We start from the raw sequence: 20346 nt of genomic DNA on the forward strand, positions 1-20346 counted from the left end.
GTTTCACACACTTGAGTTGTATCGACATGGCAAAACGCGAAACCGCACGTGACCGTATCCTCACCGCCGCCGAAGCGATCGTCGTCGGCAAGGGCGTGTCGTCCCTCACCTTCGACGAAGTGGCGGAGCAGACCGGCCTCAGCAAGGGCGGCATCCTCTACCATTTCGCCAGCAAAGACGCGCTGGTGCGGGCGATGGTCGAACGTTTCGTCTACCGTTTTGAGACCGGTCTCTCCGGCCTCGAAACCGAGGACGAGGACCCGCATGGCCGCTATACACGCGCCTATGTGCGCGCCACGCTCGGCGAGGCCACAAGCACCGGCGATCAGTACGACCGCCTCGGTGCCAGCATCACCGCGGCGCTGTCGAACTTCCCCGACCTTCTGGAGATCGTGCGCCAGCAGAACATCCGCTGCCAGGCATCCGTCGAAAATGACGGCCTCGACCCTGTCGAGGCGACGATCACGCGACTGGCGGTCGAGGGCATGTGGCTTGCGGAAGTCTTCAACGTCATGCACCTCGACCCCGAGATGAAGCGCGCCGTCACCGCCCGGCTTTTGGAGCGGACGCACGCGCAAGCGCCGCCGAAATAGCGCGTTTCGCGCGCTGACATCCCCCACATCGGCGCGCCGCTTCGCGCCCAGAACCAAGGAGTTTTCCGATGGGATACAAGCCGTCTCCCCGTCCTGTCTTCGATCGTCCTAGCCACATCCCCTATGCCGGCGTCACGCGGCATCTCTGGGGCGAGGAAAATGCCGGTCTCGTCGACGACTGGATCTACGCCTCGACGGAAAGCATTCACCAGATTGTCTTCGGCATGCAGCCCGGCGGCTGCTTCAAGCATACGGAGGCCTTCCGCACGATCTTCGGGGCGGACGAGGTTCTCTACGTGCTGAGTGGTACACTCGGCCTTGCCAACCCCGAGACGGGTGAATTCTGCGTCGCGAAGGAAGGCGAGGCGCTGTTCTTCCGCAAGGACACCTGGCACCACGGTTTCAACCTTGGCAACGAGCAGGTCCGCGTGCTGGAATTCTTCGCGCCGCCGCCGGCCAAGGGCACGTCAGGCCCCTATGCGCGCACCAAGCCCTATATCGAGATCGAGCAATCGCGCTATGGCCAGAGCGAGTTCATCGGTCGCTGGCCGATGGACGCCGACGCCCAGCGGAAGGCCAGGACAATCCATCCGATGCGCGATGCCGATCTGCTCTTAAGCCTCGATCGGCAAACGCAGGGCGCCTATACTGGCCTCTATTGCGCGACCGATCAGCTCACCGTCGGCAAGACGACGCTGCTTTCGGGAAAACGCACCGGCATGGAGCGCCACAAGGGTGACGAATGCCTCTACGTGGTGTCGGGTATCTTGAACATCCATGTGCCCGATGCCGAAGGCCAGGTCTGGTTCGAGCTCAACCCGCGCGATGGCTTCTATATTCCGGCGGGGTTCGATCACCAGTATTTCAACATGACGGGCGACAAGGTGGAGTTCGTCTTCGGTGTCGCCCCGGAGTACTGATCTCAGACAAAAAATACGGCAGTACCCGCTGGATGCTGCCGTATCTGAAAACAGGAAGTCGGCCGAGAGGAACGTTGCTTCCCAAACAAGTTGGCGGCCCTTAGGCCGCCTTCTTTGCGTCGAAGGGGATCTCGATATCGACGGCGAGCGTCGAGACCTGGGGTCCGCGCTCCATCGTTACGCGGACCTTGTCGTCGTCGATCTGCATGTGCTTGGAGATCGCCTGGAGGATTTCGTCGCGCAGTTTGGTGACGAGATCGCTATCGCCGGCGGATGCGCGCTCATGGGCGAGCAGTACCTGCAGCCGTTCGCGGGCCGCCGGCGCTGACTGTGTGCGGGAGAAGAAACGGAAAAGGTTCATGCCGCTTTCCTTCCGAAGATCTTGCCGAGGAAGCTGCGCTTCTCGCCGGGGATGTTGATCGGCAGGGCCTCGCCCTTCAGTCGGCGAGCCGCCTCGAAATAGGCGAGCGCCGGGGCCGAGCGGGTGTCGGCCAGCGTGACCGGCGAGCCGACGTTGGACGCGCGCAGCACGTCGGCGCTTTCCGGGATGATGCCCATCAGCGGGATCGACAGGATTTCGAGCACGTCGTCGACCTTCAGCATGTCGCCGCGCTCGGCGCGTACCGGGTCGTAGCGGGTGAGCAGCAGGTGCTTTTCCATGCGCTCGCCGTTTTCCGCCTTGAGCGTCTTGGAATCGAGCAGGCCGATGATGCGATCGGAATCGCGCACCGACGAGACTTCCGGATTGGTCACGACAATCGCGATGTCGGCATGGCGCATGGCCAGCGTCGCGCCGCGCTCGATGCCGGCGGGGCTATCGCAGATGACCCAGTCGAAGGCGCTCTGAAGGGCGGCGATGACCTTCTCGACACCTTCCGGCGTCAGGTTGTCCTTGTCGCGGGTCTGGGAGGCCGGCAGCAGATAGAGCGTTTCCAAGCGCTTGTCGCGGATCAGCGCCTGCGACAGCTTGGCCTCGCCCTGGATCACGTTGACCAGGTCATAGACGACGCGGCGTTCCGCGCCCATGACGAGGTCGAGATTGCGCAGACCGACGTCAAAGTCCACGACGACGACTTTCTCGCCGTTCTGAGCGAGTGCGGCGCCCAGTGCGGCGCTGGACGTCGTCTTGCCGACGCCGCCCTTGCCCGATGTAACTACGACTACCTTGCCCATTCGTCTCTCCAAGTATCTAAGAATTCGCCTTCGCCTACGTCCTCGTGACCCCGGCCGGATCGACCTGAATCACCAGATGCGGATGGCAAGCATCCACACCTTTCCTTGCCTCGGCCTAACCGAGCGTTCCCGCCTTCAGCTCTTCGCCGTCGAGCCAGATCTGCACGGCCTTGCCACGCAGGTTCTGCTCCATGTCGTCGGCCGTCTTGTAGAAGCCGTCGATCGCAATCAGTTCCGCTTCGAGCTTGCGGCAGAAGATCCGCGCCGAAGCATTGCCCGTGGTGCCGGCCATCGCCCGGCCGCGCAGCGCGCCGTAAATGTGGATCGAGCCGCCGGCGACGACTTCGGCGCCCGAGGCGACCGAGCCGATGATCGTCACGTCCCCTTCGGGGAAGAACAGCGACTGGCCGGAGCGCACCGGCTGGGTGACGACGATCGACGGCGTCGCCTTGGTGGCAAGCGGTTCTGCCGTGATCACGGTTTCCGCGGCTGCTTCCGCTTCCGGCGTCTCGCTCTTTTCGGCCTGTTCCGCCATCTTGGCTTCGTAGTCCGCCGCCGGGCGACCGTCGGTCATCGCGGGAGGAAGGTCAGCGCCGAGCAGAGACTGGCGCGCGCCTTCGATGCCCATGATGCGCACATTGCGCTTGCCGAGCTGGTCGACGAGTTCGCGCAGTTGCGACCGGTCGATATCAAGGCCGTCGACATCAAGCACGACCGGGCGCCGCAGGAAGAAACCGGCGGAGCGGGAGGCGAGATGGTCGAGGCGGGTGAGCCAATCCTCGAGCGGAAGCTCGGGGGTCAGCGCTAGCGCAAGGAAGGATCGCCCCTTGAGGCGGATCGGCCGGGATTCGGTTAACACATCATTCATCTTGGTAAATTTTCCGTTGCTTCGGTGTATCGATCAAATGGTTAACAAATGGTTAATTCGGCAATGCGAAGGTTAATGAGGTGGCGCTGAGGACCGGTCGCCAGCCGCTGGAAAACAAGGAAAATCGGGTGGCCGAAAAAGCCGCTCTTTTGCCCATCGTCGCCTTGGCTTCGGCCGATCAGACCCTGCGCCCGGCGCCGAGAGACGCAGAAAGCCTCGATACGGCAAGAGCGATTCGTCCGGGCTCATGAGGGGAGTTGACATTGGAACGCTAAAATAAGAACATAACAAGAACAAAGCGGAGGTTCCCATGAGTCGGATGGAGACCATGACCCACACGGAAGAAGTGATCGAACGCGCCATGGCCGCCGTTGCGGCCGCCCGAAAGAAGCGGGAACGCGAGGCCGAATGGCGCAAGCGCACCTTCGGCCGCATCGACATGGCGCCGCCGTTGCCGCGGCTGAAGCGTGGCGGCGTCCAGCTTTCGCTTCGGCTCGACGGTTCCGCACGCTGACGAAGGAGCGGGCCGCTCAAGGCCCGGCAGCTGGATGACGGGCGAAGCGAGTCGACGCTTCGAGAGGAATGAACATGAGGCATCGTCGAAGCATCGACCTGATGCCGCGCCAAGACGCCGCCGATGACGGGGCGACCCTGGAACTCTTGCCGGAATGGTACGTGCTCGTGGCGAAATGCGGGAAATGCCGCCACCAGGGGCGGATCGATCGCCGGCTTGTTGCAAACAGGCGCGGATGGGGCGTCTCTCTCAATTCCATCGGGCCGGCGCTGAAATGCGTACGTTGCGGCAACAGGGAAGGGAACAAACTGCTTCTTGGCCGGTTGCCCCGGGACTAATGGTGGTGCGGGCAGAAAGCGTGGCGGGGGCAGATGGGTTTGCCGTGAGTGCACGAAGTGCGCTCTTAGTCACATAGAGGGTGAATCTCCGTTCTTTGTAGTATAGAATCGGTATTGGTCGATACGTCGTGGATTTGCATGGCGTTGATGTCGATCATATATTGATTGTTAATAAAATTTATCAAGCGTGATGCGCTGAAATTAGCGTGGATTCGGAACAAATTATTATTCCTTTCGTTGATGTGGTGATCAAACGAAAGGACTAGATCATGAAGAAGCTTATAATCGCCGCGGCTGTTGTTTCTTTGATGGCAGGATCCGCATTTGCTGAGGATGCCAACCAGAAAGCCGGCACGGCCGCAGGTATCGTTGGCGGCGCGACGGCGGGTGCCGTCGTCGGCGGGCCGATCGGTGCCGGTGTGGGTGCCGTGGTCGGTGGCGCGCTCGGTGGAGCGCTGACGCCGCCGCCGCCGGAAGTCATCACCTATGTCGAACAGCAACCCGCACCGCCTTCGGTCGTCGTGCAGGAGCAGGTGGTGATCGGTAAACCCATCCCGCAAGCCGTCGTCCTGACGCCCGTACCCGATAATCCGCGCTACGCCTATGCGGTCGTAAACGAGCACCGCGTGATCGTCGAGCCGCAGTCGAGAACGGTGGTCCAGGTCATCAACTGACCGTAGGCGGTCTTCATACCGTAGTCTCTCAGGGAGGGGTGGCGTTCCGCGCCGCCCCTTGCTTTTGCCCAGCTATCGTAAGGCGAGGCATCAAGTGCCCTTGAGCGCTTCATACAGCGGGATCGGTCGTGTCGATTGGTTCAACCTGATAAACTGCTGGCCGGATTTCATCGGCGGGGAGCACGTCATGGGAGCTGTCGCGCATGAAGACTGGCCGATCGAGATGTGGCGCCTGGGGGTTGAGACCCGCATGCTCATCTCCGCGCTCAATGGCGCTTCCGGATTGTGCCTGTTCGAACAATGGATCGCGCCCGGCGCCGGCGCGCCCACCCATAGCCATCCCGTCGAAGAGGTGCTGACGGTGGTGGCAGGGCAGGCGGAAATGTGGATCGACGACGAACGTTTCATCCTCACCAGCAATCAATCGCTGATCGTGCCGAAATTGCGTCGGCACGGGTTTGCAAATGTCGGCGGCGAAACGCTCCACATTCGCGCTGTGCTCGCATCCGCAGCCTTCGAGGCAAGCTTTGACGATGCAGCGGAAGCGACCAGGCGCTGGGCAGCCGCGCCGGTGCAGGGATAGGTCGGCACCTCCCATAAGCCACCACCCGAACTTCGGGCAAAGCCGTCGTGTCCGGCAGCGACCGGCTATCGAGGCTCGTGGCCTTCTTTCCCGAAAAGCTCGCACGCGTGTTTCTCACGCCGAGGGACGCACGGCGCCGAGGATGAAAATATACGCGCGAAACAACTAATATAAATCTCGAATTATATTGCCAGTATTTCGAGTATTTATTCGGTATTGCTTTGCGCGTTTATATAAATACAGTCCGCATAGAAGTGTCGATATTTCCGTGGCAAAGTATTCTTGAAAATTGTTTGAAGGGGAGTGATCGCATGGCGAGGATCGTAGGTTCCTATGGGAACGACGTTTTGAAGGGTACCGCGGAAAGCGACCGCATCTGGGGGCTTTTCGGCGCCGACACGATCGACGGCGGCGCTGGCGATGATTTCGTCAGCGGCGGCGGCGGGCGCGATACCCTGATAAGCTCGAGCGGCTACGATCGGCTCGACGGCGGTGCCGACGACGACCAGATCGTGCTGAACGGGACCGGCGGTGCGGTCACCGGAGGGGCCGGCTATGATGGTCTCGTGGTCGATTTCTCACAAACCTCCGAGCGCATGGTGTTCAACGGCGGGTCCGGCCACGGTTATGTCGGAGATCCTGCGCTCGCCGGGCGCCACGTCTTCTTCCACGATATCGAGTGGTTGCGGGTGCTTGCCGGCAGCGGCGACGACCGGATCGCCGGCACCGCCTCAGGCGACAACATCTCGACGGGCGCCGGCAACGATGTCGTCTACGCCGGTGGCGGAAACGATCTCATCACCAACAGCGGCGGTCACGATCGTCTCAATGGCGGCGCCGGCAACGACCGCTTCGTTCTCATCGGTACCGGCAGCACCGTCTCCGGCGGCAGCGGCACCGATACGCTGGCTATCGATCTCGTCGCCGCCAAAGCCCCCGTCGTCTTCAACCTGCAAAACGGCCACGGCATCATCGGTCATCAGACATCGGGCGAGCGCCATATCTTCGTCACCTATGACGGCATCGAAAAGATCGAAGTGACGACGGGAAGCGGCAACGACCGGATCCTGGGGAGTACGCTTTCCGATGTCATCCAGACCGGCGGCGGCAACGACTTCATCGACGCGGGTGCCGGCGACGATACGATCATCGACGGGCTCGGCGCCAATCGCCTGTTTGGCGGTGACGGCCGCGATCAGATCACCTCGACGCTGTATTCGGCAGAAATCGACGGTGGGGCGGGCCAGGACTGGTTATGGATCAAGGAAACGCAGCGCACGAGCGACCTGACGGTCGACTTCTCCGCCGGACGGGCCTCGACCGGCACCGTCATTAGCGGCATCGAGGAGGCGAGCCTCATGCTCGGCAGCGGCAACGATCGGGTGATCGCCGGCGATCTGACCTATCTCGTGGTCGAGGCCGGCGCTGGAAACGATCACCTCGAGGGCGGCGCCGGAGGGGACGCGCTCTATGGCGAAGACGGCAATGATTACATTCACGGGGGTGCCGGAAACGACTCGATCGTCACGGGCGCCGGTGACGATGTGGCCTATGGCGGCGATGGAATGGACACGCTAGCCAATACCGGCGGCAGCGACGTGCTGGATGGCGGCGCCGGAGACGACTGGCTGCAGGACACCTTCCCCGGCGGTGGCAGCCTCGGTGTTGCGTCGATCCTGCGCGGCGGCGCGGGCAACGACACGATCAATGCCCGATACGTCGGCGAGGTCGATGGCGGTGAAGGCCGGGACCTCCTGAACCTCAACTATGGCGGCCTGCCGGAGGCGATGGACTTCGACGCGGCACGGGGTGTCACCCATACCGGCCTGACGTTCACCGGTATCGAATATTTCAACGTTTCGAGCGGGGGCTACGACGACGTACTGCGCGGCGGCGACGACAACGACACTTTTTACGCCTCGAGCGGCAACGATATCCTCGAGGGGCGCGGCGGGGATGACAAGCTGACGGGCGCGTCGGAAAACGACCAGCTCTTCGGCGGCGACGGGGCGGATTTCCTCGATGGAGGGTCCGAGAACGACCTATTGAGCGGCGGTAAAGGCAGTGATGTGCTGACGGGTGGCCGCGGCGCGGACACCTTTTACTGGTCGTCGGAAACCTCCGGCGAGGTGGGCCTCGATCGCATTCTCGATTTCGATGGCCGGCAGGGTGACCGCATCGCCTTTTCCCACGAGGCCCAGGACACAACGGGTATTCACAGCTATGCGGATTTCCTTGCCGCAGCGCGCGACACGGCCGATGGCGTGTTCGTCTCCTTCAATGGCTCGGAAACCGAAGGCATTCTGATCGAGGATAGCTCGCTCTCGGTTCTCTCCGAAAGCGATCTCGTCTTCGGCTGAGGCCTCGTTCGTCAGGCCTCCGGAGCTGCGCCTTCGTCTTGGCGCGCGGCATTGATCGTCTCCGTGGTCAGGTGCCCATCGATGAGATGAAGGCGCCGGTCCATGCGCGCGGCCATATCCAGGTCATGAGTGACCGCGACCACGGTCTTGCCCTCTTCGCGCACCAGCGTTTCCAGGATCCTGAAGACCTGCTCGGAGCTCGTGCTGTCGAGACTGCCGGTCGGTTCGTCGGCGAGGATCAGCGGCGGGTCGTTGGCGAGTGCACGGGCGACCGCCACGCGCTGGCGCTGGCCGCCCGAGAGCTGATCGGGCCGCTTGTCGAGGTGATCGGCAAGCCCGAGTGCCGCAAGCAGCTCGCTTGCCTTCCCACGCATCTCGCTCCGGCCGAGGCGGCCGAGCTTGCGCATGGGAATTTCGACGTTCTCGCGGGCGGTAAATTCGGGCAACAGGAAGTGGAACTGGAAGACGAATCCGATATTGGCGAGCCGCGTGGCTGCTCGTTCGTTCTCGTCCATTCGCTCCGTGTCGCGACCGCGGATCATAAGCGTGCCACCCGTCGGCCGGTCGAGCAGGCCGAGCAGATAGAGAAGCGACGACTTGCCGGAACCGGAGGGGCCGGTGACAGCGACGAATTCCCGCTCGCCGATGGTGAGCGATATGTCCTTCACCAGCGTGACAGGTACGGTCTCCCTGAGGATCCGCGTCAAATCCTTGGTTTCGATCAGCGTGCTCATGTCGCGCCCCGGATGATATCGACGGGATTTGCCCGGGCCGCGCGCCGCGCCGGCAGGTAGCCGGCAACCGCTGCCGATCCGAGCGCGAAAGCGGCGGCGATCAGATAGTGCAACATGCTCCAGGCGATCGGTAGCCGGGTCATCTCCTGGCCGGTGGCGGCGAGCTCGAAGCGGACGAGCGAAAGGCCATAGATCATTGCCAAGCCGAACGCCCAGCCGACAAGCGTGCCGACTGTCGCGATCGCCACGCCTTCGAGCACGAAGAGGATGCGCATGTCGGTCTCGGTGAAGCCGAGCGATTTCATGATGGCGATGTCGCGCGCCTTCTCGTGCGTGATCGTCGAGATGATGTTGAAGATACCGAAGCCGGCGACCAGCATGATCGCAGCGACGACCGTGTACATGATGACGTTGCGCACGACGAGCGCCTCGAGGATCGACTCGTTGGCCTCCTGCCAGGCGATCGCCTTGTAGCCGAGTTCCGCCTCGATACGCCGGGCGACGGTCGGGGCGGCGTTCGGATCGTCGAGCTTGATGTTGATCACGTTGATCGCGTTGGGCCGGGCTGAGAGGATTTGGGCGTTTTTCTGCAGCACATAGGCCTCGCCCTCGTCGCGCGCCGTCGTGCCGGTGTGGAAGAGGCCGACGATCTTGAAGCGGCGGCTGAGCCCTTCCGAAGAGACGGCGGTGATCGTGTCGCCGATCTTGGCACCGAGCCGGGAGGCAATGGTATCGCCGATCACCACATTGTTGCCGCCGGCGGCAAGGGCGGCGAAGCTGCCCGCCCTGAAATCTCCGATGATCGGCGAGACCCGCGGCTCCGCCTGCGGATCGATGCCGATGACGGCGGCGCCGACCTCCTGACCGGAATAGCGAAGGACGCCCTGCGCCCTGAGGGTGGCTGCAAAGCGGCCGGGGATCCAGCCGTCGAGCCAGGAGAGCGCTGCCGTTGGGTTGATGATGCCGCGGCGGTCGTCGCGTGGCCTGAGGCCGGAAATGGCCGCGGCACTAAACAGGTCTTCCGCCGGCTGGCGGCGCGCCGTGCGTTGCTCGTCGGTCACCTGCACATGGGGCATCGTGTCGACGAGCTGGCGAACGAAGTCGTCCTGGCCGCCCTGCATCAGCGCTGCCATGGCGATGGAGAAGCCGACGCCGACCGCCACGCCCAGCATCGCGACGATCGTCTGTCGGCCTCGGCCGGTGATGTGCGTCAGTGCGATGTCGAGGATGAGGCGCATGGCGGGCTCATTTCTCCGGCGAAGGGGTGGCCTTCACCCGCGTGCCATCGGCAAGACCGGTCGGGAAGGGCGAGACGACGCGCGCGTCGTCTTTGAGGCCGGAGAGGACTTCGACGCCGTCGGCGCCGCGGATGCCCGTTTTCAGTTCTCGGATCCGTGCGCGATTGCCGTCGATCACGGCGGCCTTCGCTCCTTCCAGCGCCACGGTCGGGATGATCAAGGCGCCATTGGCGACCCGCACGATGATGTTGACGTCGGTCGACATGCCGATCCGAAGCGGCGTGTCGTCGGGCAGCCGAAAGCGCACGCGATAGGTCTTCGTTACCGGATCACCCTTGGGCGTGATGCTGTCGACCGTCGCTTCCAGCTTGCGGTCGGGGAAGGCATCCGATCGGAGCAGCGCCTTCTGGCCGACTTCGACGCGCGGGATATCCTCTTCGTTGACGTCGGCGGTGACGATCAGCGGTTTCGGCTCTCCGACCCAGAAGAGCACCGTGCCGAGATCCGCGACCTCGCCGATCTCGCCGTCCTGCCTGAGTACCTGGCCGGCGCTCGGTGCGCGCAGCACATAGGTCGCGAGCCGCGCCTGGCGGCCGGCGACGAGCGCTTCGAGCTGGCCGAGTTCGCTGCGCGCCCGGTCGACTTCCTGTTCGCTGATCGTGCTGCGTTCGGCGAGCGCCAGCTTGCGCCGATATTCCTCCTGCGCCAGCGTCAGCCGCGCCTGTAGTTCGCCAAGCGCCGCCCGTGCCTCGGTGTCGTCGAGGCGGGCGAGCACGTCACCCTTGGCGACACGCTGTCCCTCGCAATTGCACTGCTCGACGATGCGCTCGGCGACCGTCGGGGTGACTTTCGCCCAGGTGCGCGGCTCCACCACGCCATCCGCATAGATGATCTCCGCCGCATCGCCGCGTTTCGGCGAAATGACGGAGACGGGAACCGGGCGAAGAAAATACCAGGCGCTTGCCGCACCGACGGCAACGACAACGGCCGCTCCGATTGCATAACGAGTGAGCCGCACGAGACGCTCCTTGAACGCTTCCAATCCGTTCTGTATAAATAGACCGACGGTCGGTTTGTTTCAAGGTTGCCGATTTCCTCGACCTTCAGGAGCGTCGTGGACCACGCCGCAAACCCGTGCTAAGCCGCCGTTCTGGGAGCGCTCATGGTCAGAACGAAGAAATCGCCGGAAGTCCGATCGAACGAGTTGATCGATTGCGCCGAGCGCTTGTTCTTTCTGCACGGCTACGAGAATACGACGGTCAACGACGTCATTCGCGAGGCCAATCTATCCAAGGGTGCCTTCTACCACTATTTCGTCTCGAAGGAGGCCTTGCTGGAGGCGGTCGCGACCCGCCTGGCTGAGCGGAACCTGAAGGAATTGCAGCCGCTTTTCGAAGATCCGTCGCTCGATGCAGTCGGCCAGCTGAATGCGCTTTTCGCCGGCTCGCGGCGGCTGAAGCTCGACATGGCGCCGCAGCTGAAGAACAGCTTTAACGCCCTCTTCAAGCCCGAAAATGTCGCGCTCTATCACCGTATCGACGAAGCGCTGATGGCCGTCAGCCTACCGCTGGTCGCCGAAATGCTGCGGCGTGGGCACGCGGACGGAACGCTCGATGCGCCCGATCCGGAAGCTTCCGCCCTGATGTTGCTGCAACTGCGGCTGAGTGTCGCCAAAGTGATGCACAAGGCCTTGCAGCGGCAGGAGGCCGGCGACCTCGACGGCGCGGCTGCGATGCTCGACGGCTGGATGCGAACCTACGGCACCGCCATCGAGCGCTTTCTGAAGCTCCCGGATGGAACGATCGAAGTGACCGAACCGGGTTTCTCCCGCGCTTTCCTTGAGGCATAGCCGACGGTTCGGTTGCCGGCTCGCGCGTCATTGCCTGCCGCGGCGGCAGGGATCAAAGCGCTCCGTCGATCGCGCCGCTGTTGCGCTCCCCTCTGTTCGTCGGCGACGGAAAGAGCTGGGAGCCAAAGGCGCCCTGGCTGCTGATCTCGGGGAAGCTGACGTCTGCGATTTCGAAATCGGGCATGAGCGCAAGCATCGGCAAGATCCGTTCGAAAACCGCGCCGCCCAGCGGTGCTGCATTCCAGCCGGAGGTGCGGAAGCCATAGGTCTCCTTCAGACCCTTGGGCTCGTCGAGCAAAGTGAGAAGCAGATACCGCGGATTGTCGACGGGAACGACGCCCATGAAGGATGTGATGTTCAGCTCCTTCGAGTAGCGCCCGCTGACCACCTTTTCGGCGGTGCCGGTCTTGCCGCCGATGAAATACCCTTTGACCTCCGCCTTCTTTGCCGAGCCGGTCTTGGCGTTGAGCCGCAGCAGATAGCGCAGCGCCTCGCCGGTCTCCGGCTTGATCAGATTGCGCGCGATGATGCGTTCGTCGAGCGCCGCACCCTTGATCAGAGTTGGCCTTATAAGGCGCCCACCGTTGACGAGAGCCGCCACCGCGATGCTCGCCTGCAGCGGCGTCACGGCGATGCCGTGGCCGTAGGAGGCGGTCGCCGTGTCGATCTCGCCCCAGCGTCGCGGCAATTGTGGGTGGGCGCTTTCGGGCAGTTCCGTCATCAGCCGCGACATCTGCCCGAAGCGCGTCAGGAATGCCCGCAGGTTCTCCGGGCCGACGGATATCGCCATTTTCGCCATCGAGATGTTTGACGAATAGATGAAGGCCTCCGGCACCGTCAGTGGTCGATGCTGGCCGCGGTAGTCGTTGATGCGGAAGCGGCCGAAGGCGAGCGGCTTGCTGGCGTCGATGACGGAGCGGAGCGTGAACTGGCCGGAATCGAGCGCCATGGCCGTCGTCAGTGCCTTGAAGGTCGAGCCCATCTCGAAGGTGGCGGCGGCGATGCGGTTGATACGGTCGGGCTTCAGCGCGTCCACCGGCAGGTTCGGGTCGAAATCCGGGTAAGAAACGAGCGCCAGGATCTCGCCATTGGTGACGTCGAGCACCAGGCCGGCTCCGGCCTTGGCGCTGAACTTGGCGATCGCCTTGCGCAACTCGACCTCGAGCGCATGCTGGATGCGGATATCGAGCGTCGTGCTCACCGGCTCGAGGTTGCGATGGGAGAGATCCATGCCGCTCTGGCGCAGCACCTCCAGCCCCTGGCCCTCGATCCAGCGCTCGATGCCGGCGATGCCAATATTGTCGATATCGACCGCGCCGAGCACGTGGGCGGCAAGCGTGCCGTTGGGATAGAAGCGCTGTTTCTCGCGCTGGAAGCCGATCGCTGGAAGGCCGGCGTTCCAGACGGCCTGCTCTTCGGCCGGCGTCACCTGCCGCTTGATCCAGGCAAACGCCGCACCGCTCTTCAGCCGACGATAGAGGTCGCGCCCGTCGAGATCAGGGAAGATCTCGGTCAGCTTCTCGACTGCCTCGTCCACATCGACGATCAGTCGAGGCTCGGCGTAGAGCCCGGAACTCGGCACGTCGATCGCCAGCAGATTGCCGTTGCGGTCAAGGATCGAGGGACGGCCGAGCGACGGCGGCGGCGGTATGTAGCCGGTGCGCTCGTAGTCGGCGGCGCCGAGCTGGACGAGACGCGCGAGCATGAGGCCGAAGACGAGCGCGAAGGCGCCGATGACGAGGAGGAGGCGGCCGCGGGGATCCGGCCGGAGCTGAACCTTGCGTGCCATCTCAATAAAGTCCGTTGCTGTTGGTGAGAAGCTTCGCCCGCTGTTCGGGCGTAAGATCCGCATCGGCCGTGGCCGATGTGCTCGCCGTCTCGAAGCCGTCGATGACCGGGCAGCCGCCGGCGCAGGGGGCAGTGCCCGGCTTGAAGGATTCGAGAATGGCACCCGGCGTGCCCGCCGGCAGCGGCTGGCCGCTCTTCCGGTCGATCGCCTCGACCATCATGCCTGTTGGCGCGTGGAAATCGGCCGCCGCCCGCCCCGCAAGAGCCACCTTCATGAAATCGATGAAAATGGGTGCGGCGAGGCCGCCGCCGGTTTCGCCGTAGCCCATGGGCTTCGGCGTGTCGTAGCCGAGGAAGACACCGGTGACGATATCGGGCGTGTAGCCGACGAACCAGACGTCTTTCTCGTCATTGGTGGTGCCGGTCTTTCCGGCGATCGGTACGCCGAGCGAGCCGACATTTCGAGCAGTGCCACGTTCGACAACGCCGCGCAGCATCGAAGTGACCTGATAGGCGGTCATCGGATCGAGCACGTAGTCGCGGTCGTCCACGGGCATGGGCTCTTCCTGGCCAGTCCAGTCGGAGGCGTTGCAAGCGTCGCACTTGCGCTGGTCGTGGCGAAAGATCGTGCGGCCGTAACGATCCTGGACGCGATCGACCATCGAAGGCGTGACGGCCCTGCCGCCATTGGCGATGACCGCATAGGCCGAGACCAGCCTGAGCAGCGTCGTTTCGCCGGCGCCGAGCGACATCGGCAGGTAAGGCCTCAGCTCGTCATAGATGCCGAAGCGCTTGCCGTAGTCGGCGACCAGATCCATGCCGAGATGGCGGGCAAGGCGCACGGTCATCAGGTTGCGGCTGTTTTCGAGCCCGACGCGCAGGGTCGATGGACCGCTGAAGCGACCGTCGTAGTTCTTCGGTTTCCACATTCGCCCGGCGCCGTCGGCAAGGGCGATCGGCGCATCCATCACCAGCGTCGTCGGCGCATAGCCGTTGTCGAGGGCCGCGGCATAGACGAAGGGCTTGAACGACGAGCCCGGCTGGCGATAGGCCTGGGTTGCGCGGTTGAATTCCGACTGGGCATAGGAAAAACCGCCGGCGACCGCCAGCACCCGGCCGGTGTTCGGGTCCATGGAAACGAGCGCGCCCTGCACGAGCGGCGGCTGCCGGAGCAAGTAGCCGTCGCCCGTCTTTTCCACATAGACGACGTCGCCGGGCGCCAGAGCCCCGTCGGGTCCCGCGGCGCAGCCCCGCTTTGCCTTGGCCGAGCGGCAGAGCGCCCAGGCCATGCCCGGCCGGCCAAGGCGGATCGTCTCGTTGGTGCCAAGAGCACCGCTTCGTGCCGCGACCGTCGGCCTTAGCCCGATCTCTGCTCCATCCTTGTCAGTCGCCAGCACCACGCCGAGCCGCCATTCCGGCACGTCGGCGAGCGGCTGGAGCCTGGCAAGCGCCGGCGCCCAGTTTCCGGTCGAACGGAGCCTGGTGACGGGGCCGCGGTAGCCCTTTGCCTGGTCATAGGCGACGAGGCCTTTGCGCAACGCCGTCATGGCGGCGGCCTGCAATCGCGGATCGAGCGTCGTGCGCACGGAAAAGCCGGCCGTATAAAGGGCGGTCTCGCCGTATCGGGCGTTGAGCTGGCGGCGGACGTCCTCGGTGAAATAGTCGGAACTGGCGACCGCGGGCGATTGTTGGCGTTGCCTGACGCCGAGCGAGGAAGCGGATGCCTTGGCGGCGGCGGCGGTGTCGATGACGCCGTTCTGCCGCATCTGGTCGATCACCCAGTTGCGGCGGCCGGTTGCCCGCTCCGCCTGGCGGTCCGGGTCGTAATTGTTGGGCGCCTTCGGCAGGGCTGCGAGGAAGGCTGCCTCCGCGACCGAGAGCTCGCTGACCGGCTTGTCGAAATAGGTGAGCGCTGCCTGCGCCACGCCATAGGCACCGCGCCCGAGATAGATGTCGTTGAGATAGAGTTCGAGGATGCGGTCCTTGGAATAGGTCTGGTCGATCCGCAGCGAAAGGATCGCCTCGCGCAGCTTGCGCTCCACAGTCCGGTCCGACGTCAGCAGGAAATTCTTGGCGATCTGCTGCGTGATCGTCGAGCCGCCGATCATGCGGCGACCGGAGCCGTAGTTGGCGAGATTGGCAAAGAGCGCCGTGCCGATGCTCGCAACATCGATGCCGGGATGGGTGTAGAAGTTCTTGTCCTCGGCGGAGAGGAACGCCTGGCGCACGCGTGCGGGGATGGTGGCGATGGGCAGGAACAGCCGGCGTTCCCGCGCGAGTTCCGCGACCATCGTGCCGTCGGCGGCATAGAGGCGGCTGGTCACCGCCGGCTCCCAGTTGGCGAGCGTGCGGTGATCGGGCAGGTGTCGCGTCAGGGCTGCGACGAGCGCGGCGGCGGCCAGCGCGACGACGACAGTAAGATTGAGGCATGTGCCGAGCAGATTTACGAGGAGCTTCATAACGGGCAGAGCGGACCTTCATGGCAGCAGGCAGCGTCGCCGACACGGGTGTTCGTGGGGCGGGCAGCGCATGCGGAGCGGAGTATCGGGGTGCGCCTACGTCCGCGGACGTTGGCTCGGTGACGGTGCCTGCGGCCGCTAGGGCCAGATGAAACGGCGCATGGATCAGGTCTCCGAAAGCGGTGCGGCTGACCGCGCCTTTCCTGAGTTGGCGGCTTCCGGGCAACGGCACGCACCGCCGATAAAGTTCACCGTAAAGGGATTGTGCTTACGCAACAAACCACGTTTATTTGCGAGACCCATTAGGTGAGTTAGGGCATTCATGGTCAGGCCATATCTTCCGCTCAATGCGCTACGCGCTTTCGAAGCCTCGGCGCGGCATCTGAGCTTTACGCGCGCGGCAATCGAGCTCTGCGTTACGCAAGCTGCGGTCAGCCATCAGGTCAAGCTTCTCGAAAACCGCCTGAACGTGACCCTGTTCAAGCGGCTGCCGCGCGGACTGATGATCACGGCGGAGGGCGAGGCGTTGCTGCCGGTTCTGCGCGATAGCTTCGACCGGATGGCGGACATGCTCGACCGCTTCGAGGCGGGGCATATTCGCGAAGTGCTGATGATCGGCGCCGTCGGCACGTTTGCGGTCGGTTGGCTGCTGCCGCGGCTCGCGGATTTCCAGGCGAAGTATCCCTTTGTCGACGTTCGCCTCTCCACCAACAACAACCGCGTCGATATGGCGGCCGAGGGGCTGGATTTCGCTATACGCTTCGGCGGCGGCTCGTGGCACAATATCGAGGCGACGCGGCTCTTCGAGGCGCCGCTATCCGTGCTTTGCATCCCCGAGATCGCCGAGCGGCTGAAGACGCCGGCCGATCTGCTCGACGAAACGCTGCTCCGGTCCTATCGGGCCGACGAGTGGGTGACCTGGTTCGATGCAGCCGGCATCGCCTATCCGGCGCCCCTGCTCAAGGGCATCGTCTTCGATAGTTCGCTGGCGATGATGGAGGCAGCGGCCCAGGGGATTGGCGTGGCGCTGGCGCCGCCGCTGATGTTCTCGCGGCTGCTGTCGAACGGCACGATGCGCCAGCCCTTCGACGTTCATACCTCGATGGGAAGCTACTGGCTGACGCGGCTGAAATCGCGTCCCGTCACGCCGGCGATGACCGCCTTCCACGATTGGCTCGCTGCGGCGGCCGAGCAGGAGGCAGCGGCCTTGCCGGCCACGCCCGACGTTATCGCAGGCTGAACGTCCGCCACAGTGCAGTTCAACGCAAGCTGCGCCTCAACCGGGTCCCGCGGCGGTGCGTCTTTATGGCCCAATAATTCTAATGTCTGCCACCAATTCTAATGATGGCCACGACGCACGGCTTTTATCCGTTCACTCGGACGATTTTGCCGTCGAGCACTCGTACACCGTGCGCCCGCTTTGGGCATCGACGCCGGCGAGGCTCACCTCATAGCCCCAGAGATGGCGGATATGGCGCATCGTCGCGTCGCGGCTGCCCTCGTCGAGCAGGATACCGTGCTTGACATTGTGCTGCAGCCGCAATTGCCGGTCACCGAGCAGATCGACGTCCATCACCTGGATGTCCGGCTGGTTGGCAGCAACGTCGTAGCTGTTGGCGAGCGCCGAACGGACCGCGGAATAGCCGCGCTCGTTGTGGATCGAGGCAACCTCGACGAAACGATCCGACGAGCGATCGGAGAGCTGGAACAGCCGGAACTTGCGCATCACCGCCGGGCTCAGATACTGCAGGATGAAGGACTCGTCGCGATGGTTCGCCCAGGCGTCACGCAGCGTTTCCATCCAGTCGCCGTTGCCGGCGAAAGACGGGAACCAGTCGCGGTCTTCCTCCGTCGGTTCGGTGGCAATCCGCTGGATATCCTGCATCATCGCAAAGCCGAGCGCGTAGGGGTTGATGCCCGGGTAGCGCCGGTCGTTGAAATCCGGCTGGAACACGACGTTGGAATGGCTCTGCAACAGTTCCAGCATGTGACCTTCGCCAATCCTGCCCTGGTCGTAGAGGCGGTTGATGATGGTGTAATGCACGAAGGTGGCGCAGCCCTCATTCATGACCTTCGTCTGGCGCTGCGGTGAAAAATATTGCGCGATGACACGCACGATCCTGAGCAGCTCGCGCTGCCAGGGCTCCAGGATCAGGCTGTGTTTTTCGAGGAAATAGAGCAGGTTTTCCTCCGGCAGGTTGAGCACCTTCTTGCGCTCCGAAGCGTCGCGCTCGGCCTCGGCCGGATCACGGCTCTCGGCGACCTGCGGCAGGGTCCGCCAGAGGTCGCTATAGGTCTGCTCCTCATATTCCAGCCGCTCGCGCGCCCTTTCGCGCACCTTTTCAGAGGAGAGGCGTGGCGGGCGGCGGTAGCGGAAGACGCCCTGGTCCATCAGCGCATGGGCGGAATCGAGAATGGCTTCAACGGCGGCAGTGCCGTGCCGCTCCTCGCATTTGGTCACGTATTTCTTGGCGAAATCCATATAGCTCAGGATCGCGCCGGCATCGGTCCACTGGCGAAAGAGATAGTTGTTCTTGAAGAAGTGGTTATGGCCGAAAGCGGCATGCGCGGTCACCAGCGCCTGCATCGCCATGGTGTTTTCTTCCATGAGATAGGTGATGCAGGGATTGGAATTGATCACCAGCTCATAGGCAAGACCGCGGTGGCCCTTACGGTAGTGATGCTCCTCATAGGCAAAGCGCTTGCCGAAGGACCAGTGCTGGTACATGAGCGGCATGCCGACCGAGGAATAGGCGTCGAGCATCTGTTCGGAGGTGATGATCTCCAGCTGGTTCGGGTAGACGCTGAGGCCCATTTCTTCGAGCGCGACCTGCTCGATCGCGTCGTAAGCACGCGACAGCGTCGCAAAATTCCAGTCGGACCCCTGGAACAGGAGACCTGAGGTCGTGCGTCGTGCCATCCGGTCTCCCCCTCACTTCCGGGTGCGTGCGGCCGGCTGCCGGGCAAAAAGCCTGCGGAAGACCGGGTAGATGTCGGCGGGCTTGGCGATCCGGGTCATCTGGAAATTCGACTTCTCGCCGTCCACCGTGCGATAGGCGCGCCAGAGCGCGGTGCCGTTGTCCGTCGAGCCGAAGATTTCCGTCTCGCGCTCGTCGATGATCTCGACATAGGCATAGTACTGGCAGAGCTTCGTGAGTTTTTCCCGCAGCAGTGCCGCACAATGTTCGCTGTCGCCAATGATGTTGTCGCCGTCGGAGGCTTGGGCCGCATAGATGTTCCAGATCTGCGAGGGGTAGCGGTCCTCGACGATCCTGATCATCTCTTCGAGCGCGGTCGATACGATCGTGCCGCCGCTCTGGGTGCTGTAGAAGAAGGTCTCCTCGTCGACTTCGCGCGCCTCGTCCGTATGGCGGATGAAGACGATGTCGATGCGTTCGTAGCGCCGTTTCAAAAACAGGTGCAGAAGCACGAAGAAGCGTTTGGCGAGGTCCTTCTCGCGCTCGCCCATGGAGGCCGAGACGTCCATCAGGCAGAACATGACGGCGTTGGCGTTCGGCAGCGGCTGCTGCTCGAAGCGGTTGAAGCGGATGTCGACCGGATCGACGTAAGGGATGCGCCGCCGCTTCTTCTCGATCCTTTCCAGCTCGACCCGCAGTTCCTTGAGCCTCTGTCGGCTCTTCGCCGTCGGCTCCGGCTCCACTTCCAGTTGCGCGATCTCGTCGGTGACCGCGGTCAGTTCCTTCTCCTTCGGCCGGTGCAGCGCCAGGCGCCGGCCAAAACTGTTGCGCATCGTGCGCCCGACATTGATGTTCGTCGGCGTTCCCGCCGTGGCGAAGCCGGCGCGGCGGGGCTTGAATGTGACCGTTTCCTTGAGGCTGAGCTTGACCATGTCGGGGAGCTCCAAATCCTCGAAAAAGAGGTCCAGTACTTCCTCGCGCGACAGGATGAACTGGAAATCATCGTCGCTTTCGCCGGTTCCGGGCTTGCCCTTGCCGCCGCCACCGCCGCCCGCTTCCGGTTTCGGCAGGCGGTCGCCTGCCGAAAACTCCTTGTTGCCGGGAAGCACGTAGTTGCGTTCGCCGGAGCCGCGGGACGGCTGGAACGTGGGCTCGCTGGCACCATCAGTCGGCATCGGCACGCCATGCGCGGCGTCGACGTCGATGATCCTGTCCGACTTGACCTGATCCTTGATGACCCGCTTGAGCTCTTCGCGGGCCCGCTTCAGAAAGCGTTGTCGATTGCCGAGGCTCTTATCCTTCGGATTGAGCCGCCGGTCGATGAAATTCGGCATATA

Annotated in this window: 19 protein-coding genes; 9 read left to right on the forward strand and 10 right to left on the reverse strand. The window is 63.5% G+C overall.

Features of this window, described 5'->3' with window-relative positions; genetic code table 11:
* Positions 1-26: 26 nt before the first annotated feature.
* Positions 27-593 carry a TetR/AcrR family transcriptional regulator gene (locus IB263_RS14675; protein WP_043618747.1) on the forward strand — a complete coding sequence of 189 codons (567 nt, stop codon included), beginning with the start codon at positions 27-29 and terminating at the stop codon, positions 591-593.
* A 68-nt stretch (positions 594-661) separates the two neighbouring features.
* Entirely contained in the window at positions 662-1513 is an 852-nt protein-coding gene (locus tag IB263_RS14680) for a cupin domain-containing protein (protein ID WP_060521872.1), read from the forward strand.
* A gap of 100 nt (positions 1514-1613) precedes the next feature.
* Here the strand turns inward: IB263_RS14680 and minE are convergent, their stop codons facing one another.
* From minE to minC, 3 genes are all read right to left on the reverse strand, one after another.
* A complete protein-coding gene (gene minE, locus IB263_RS14685; RefSeq protein ID WP_034798387.1) occupies positions 1614-1874 on the reverse strand; it encodes a cell division topological specificity factor MinE in 261 nt (86 codons plus the stop codon).
* Positions 1871-2686 carry a septum site-determining protein MinD gene (minD, locus tag IB263_RS14690; RefSeq protein WP_034798389.1) on the reverse strand — a complete coding sequence of 272 codons (816 nt, stop codon included), beginning with the start codon at positions 2684-2686 and terminating at the stop codon, positions 1871-1873. The genes minE and minD overlap by 4 nt, the downstream gene beginning before the upstream one ends.
* 115 nt (positions 2687-2801) lie before the next feature.
* On the reverse strand, positions 2802-3554 hold the full coding sequence (gene minC, locus IB263_RS14695; RefSeq protein ID WP_060521873.1) for a septum site-determining protein MinC: 753 nt from the start codon (positions 3552-3554) through the stop codon (positions 2802-2804).
* An 80-nt stretch (positions 3555-3634) separates the two neighbouring features.
* On the opposite strand from minC, the gene IB263_RS14700 reads away from it, so the two are divergent.
* From IB263_RS14700 to IB263_RS14720, 5 genes are all read left to right on the forward strand, one after another.
* A complete protein-coding gene (locus tag IB263_RS14700) occupies positions 3635-3805 on the forward strand; it encodes a hypothetical protein (RefSeq protein ID WP_192438637.1) in 171 nt (56 codons plus the stop codon).
* A 77-nt stretch (positions 3806-3882) separates the two neighbouring features.
* Entirely contained in the window at positions 3883-4068 is a 186-nt protein-coding gene (locus IB263_RS14705; protein WP_034798488.1) for a hypothetical protein, read from the forward strand.
* A 607-nt stretch (positions 4069-4675) separates the two neighbouring features.
* Entirely contained in the window at positions 4676-5080 is a 405-nt protein-coding gene (locus IB263_RS14710) for a DUF1236 domain-containing protein (protein ID WP_060521874.1), read from the forward strand.
* Positions 5081-5267: 187 nt separating this feature from the next.
* Positions 5268-5663, forward strand: coding sequence for a cupin domain-containing protein (locus IB263_RS14715; protein ID WP_060584805.1), 396 nt, complete (start codon positions 5268-5270; stop codon positions 5661-5663).
* A gap of 311 nt (positions 5664-5974) precedes the next feature.
* The gene (locus IB263_RS14720; protein ID WP_192438638.1) at positions 5975-8023 is read left to right on the forward strand and encodes a calcium-binding protein; all 2049 of its coding nucleotides are present in this window, start codon (positions 5975-5977) and stop codon (positions 8021-8023) included.
* Between the two features lie 11 nt (positions 8024-8034).
* On the opposite strand, the gene IB263_RS14725 is transcribed toward IB263_RS14720, so the two are convergent.
* Genes IB263_RS14725 through IB263_RS14735 form a run of 3 tightly spaced genes read right to left on the reverse strand, consistent with a single transcriptional unit; the run spans position 8035 to position 11013 of the window.
* The gene (locus tag IB263_RS14725) at positions 8035-8757 is read right to left on the reverse strand and encodes an ABC transporter ATP-binding protein (RefSeq protein WP_060521876.1); all 723 of its coding nucleotides are present in this window, start codon (positions 8755-8757) and stop codon (positions 8035-8037) included.
* Positions 8754-9995 carry an ABC transporter permease gene (locus IB263_RS14730; protein ID WP_192438639.1) on the reverse strand — a complete coding sequence of 414 codons (1242 nt, stop codon included), beginning with the start codon at positions 9993-9995 and terminating at the stop codon, positions 8754-8756. Before IB263_RS14730 ends, IB263_RS14725 begins: the two co-directional genes overlap by 4 nt.
* Positions 9996-10002: 7 nt before the next feature.
* Positions 10003-11013, reverse strand: a complete 1011-nt coding sequence (locus IB263_RS14735; protein WP_034798492.1) for an efflux RND transporter periplasmic adaptor subunit — start codon at positions 11011-11013, stop codon at positions 10003-10005.
* A gap of 144 nt (positions 11014-11157) precedes the next feature.
* Between IB263_RS14735 and IB263_RS14740 the strand changes: the two genes are divergently transcribed.
* Complete coding sequence (locus tag IB263_RS14740) at positions 11158-11844, forward strand: TetR/AcrR family transcriptional regulator (RefSeq protein ID WP_034798399.1); 687 nt, start codon at positions 11158-11160, stop codon at positions 11842-11844.
* A 52-nt stretch (positions 11845-11896) separates the two neighbouring features.
* On the opposite strand, the gene IB263_RS14745 is transcribed toward IB263_RS14740, so the two are convergent.
* Positions 11897-13633, reverse strand: coding sequence for a penicillin-binding protein 2 (locus IB263_RS14745; protein WP_192438640.1), 1737 nt, complete (start codon positions 13631-13633; stop codon positions 11897-11899).
* Between the two features lies 1 nt (position 13634).
* Positions 13635-16091, reverse strand: a complete 2457-nt coding sequence (locus IB263_RS14750; RefSeq protein WP_192438641.1) for a penicillin-binding protein 1A — start codon at positions 16089-16091, stop codon at positions 13635-13637.
* Positions 16092-16413: 322 nt separating this feature from the next.
* Between IB263_RS14750 and IB263_RS14755 the strand changes: the two genes are divergently transcribed.
* Positions 16414-17331 (forward strand): LysR family transcriptional regulator, encoded by a 918-nt coding sequence (locus IB263_RS14755; protein ID WP_051659435.1) that lies wholly within the window; start codon positions 16414-16416, stop codon positions 17329-17331.
* A gap of 132 nt (positions 17332-17463) precedes the next feature.
* Here IB263_RS14755 and IB263_RS14760 read toward each other — a convergent pair whose 3' ends face one another.
* Together IB263_RS14760 and IB263_RS14765 are read right to left on the reverse strand one after the other, a co-directional pair.
* On the reverse strand, positions 17464-19011 hold the full coding sequence (locus IB263_RS14760; protein ID WP_034798401.1) for a SpoVR family protein: 1548 nt from the start codon (positions 19009-19011) through the stop codon (positions 17464-17466).
* 12 nt (positions 19012-19023) lie between these two features.
* Positions 19024-20343: a YeaH/YhbH family protein gene (locus IB263_RS14765; protein ID WP_060521878.1), complete on the reverse strand. Its 1320-nt coding sequence runs from the start codon at positions 20341-20343 to the stop codon at positions 19024-19026.
* Positions 20344-20346 lie beyond the last annotated feature (3 nt).

It is taken from the genome of Ensifer sp. ENS03, assembly GCF_014852035.1.
Classification (GTDB): Bacteria; Pseudomonadota; Alphaproteobacteria; order Rhizobiales; family Rhizobiaceae; genus Ensifer; species Ensifer adhaerens.

Coding starts and splice junctions, on each gene's coding strand:
- minC (WP_060521873.1), bottom strand. CDS start 3,554: ATGAATGATGTGTTAACCGAATCCCGGCCGATCCGCCTCAAGGGGCGA.
- IB263_RS14680 (WP_060521872.1), top strand. CDS start 662: ATGGGATACAAGCCGTCTCCCCGTCCTGTCTTCGATCGTCCTAGCCAC.
- IB263_RS14710 (WP_060521874.1), top strand. CDS start 4,676: ATGAAGAAGCTTATAATCGCCGCGGCTGTTGTTTCTTTGATGGCAGGA.
- minD (WP_034798389.1), bottom strand. CDS start 2,686: ATGGGCAAGGTAGTCGTAGTTACATCGGGCAAGGGCGGCGTCGGCAAG.
- IB263_RS14745 (WP_192438640.1), bottom strand. CDS start 13,633: ATGGCACGCAAGGTTCAGCTCCGGCCGGATCCCCGCGGCCGCCTCCTC.
- IB263_RS14755 (WP_051659435.1), top strand. CDS start 16,414: ATGGTCAGGCCATATCTTCCGCTCAATGCGCTACGCGCTTTCGAAGCC.
- IB263_RS14740 (WP_034798399.1), top strand. CDS start 11,158: ATGGTCAGAACGAAGAAATCGCCGGAAGTCCGATCGAACGAGTTGATC.
- IB263_RS14720 (WP_192438638.1), top strand. CDS start 5,975: ATGGCGAGGATCGTAGGTTCCTATGGGAACGACGTTTTGAAGGGTACC.
- IB263_RS14705 (WP_034798488.1), top strand. CDS start 3,883: ATGACCCACACGGAAGAAGTGATCGAACGCGCCATGGCCGCCGTTGCG.
- minE (WP_034798387.1), bottom strand. CDS start 1,874: ATGAACCTTTTCCGTTTCTTCTCCCGCACACAGTCAGCGCCGGCGGCC.
- IB263_RS14750 (WP_192438641.1), bottom strand. CDS start 16,091: ATGAAGCTCCTCGTAAATCTGCTCGGCACATGCCTCAATCTTACTGTC.
- IB263_RS14765 (WP_060521878.1), bottom strand. CDS start 20,343: ATGCCGAATTTCATCGACCGGCGGCTCAATCCGAAGGATAAGAGCCTC.
- IB263_RS14760 (WP_034798401.1), bottom strand. CDS start 19,011: ATGGCACGACGCACGACCTCAGGTCTCCTGTTCCAGGGGTCCGACTGG.
- IB263_RS14725 (WP_060521876.1), bottom strand. CDS start 8,757: ATGAGCACGCTGATCGAAACCAAGGATTTGACGCGGATCCTCAGGGAG.
- IB263_RS14715 (WP_060584805.1), top strand. CDS start 5,268: ATGGGAGCTGTCGCGCATGAAGACTGGCCGATCGAGATGTGGCGCCTG.
- IB263_RS14730 (WP_192438639.1), bottom strand. CDS start 9,995: ATGCGCCTCATCCTCGACATCGCACTGACGCACATCACCGGCCGAGGC.
- IB263_RS14675 (WP_043618747.1), top strand. CDS start 27: ATGGCAAAACGCGAAACCGCACGTGACCGTATCCTCACCGCCGCCGAA.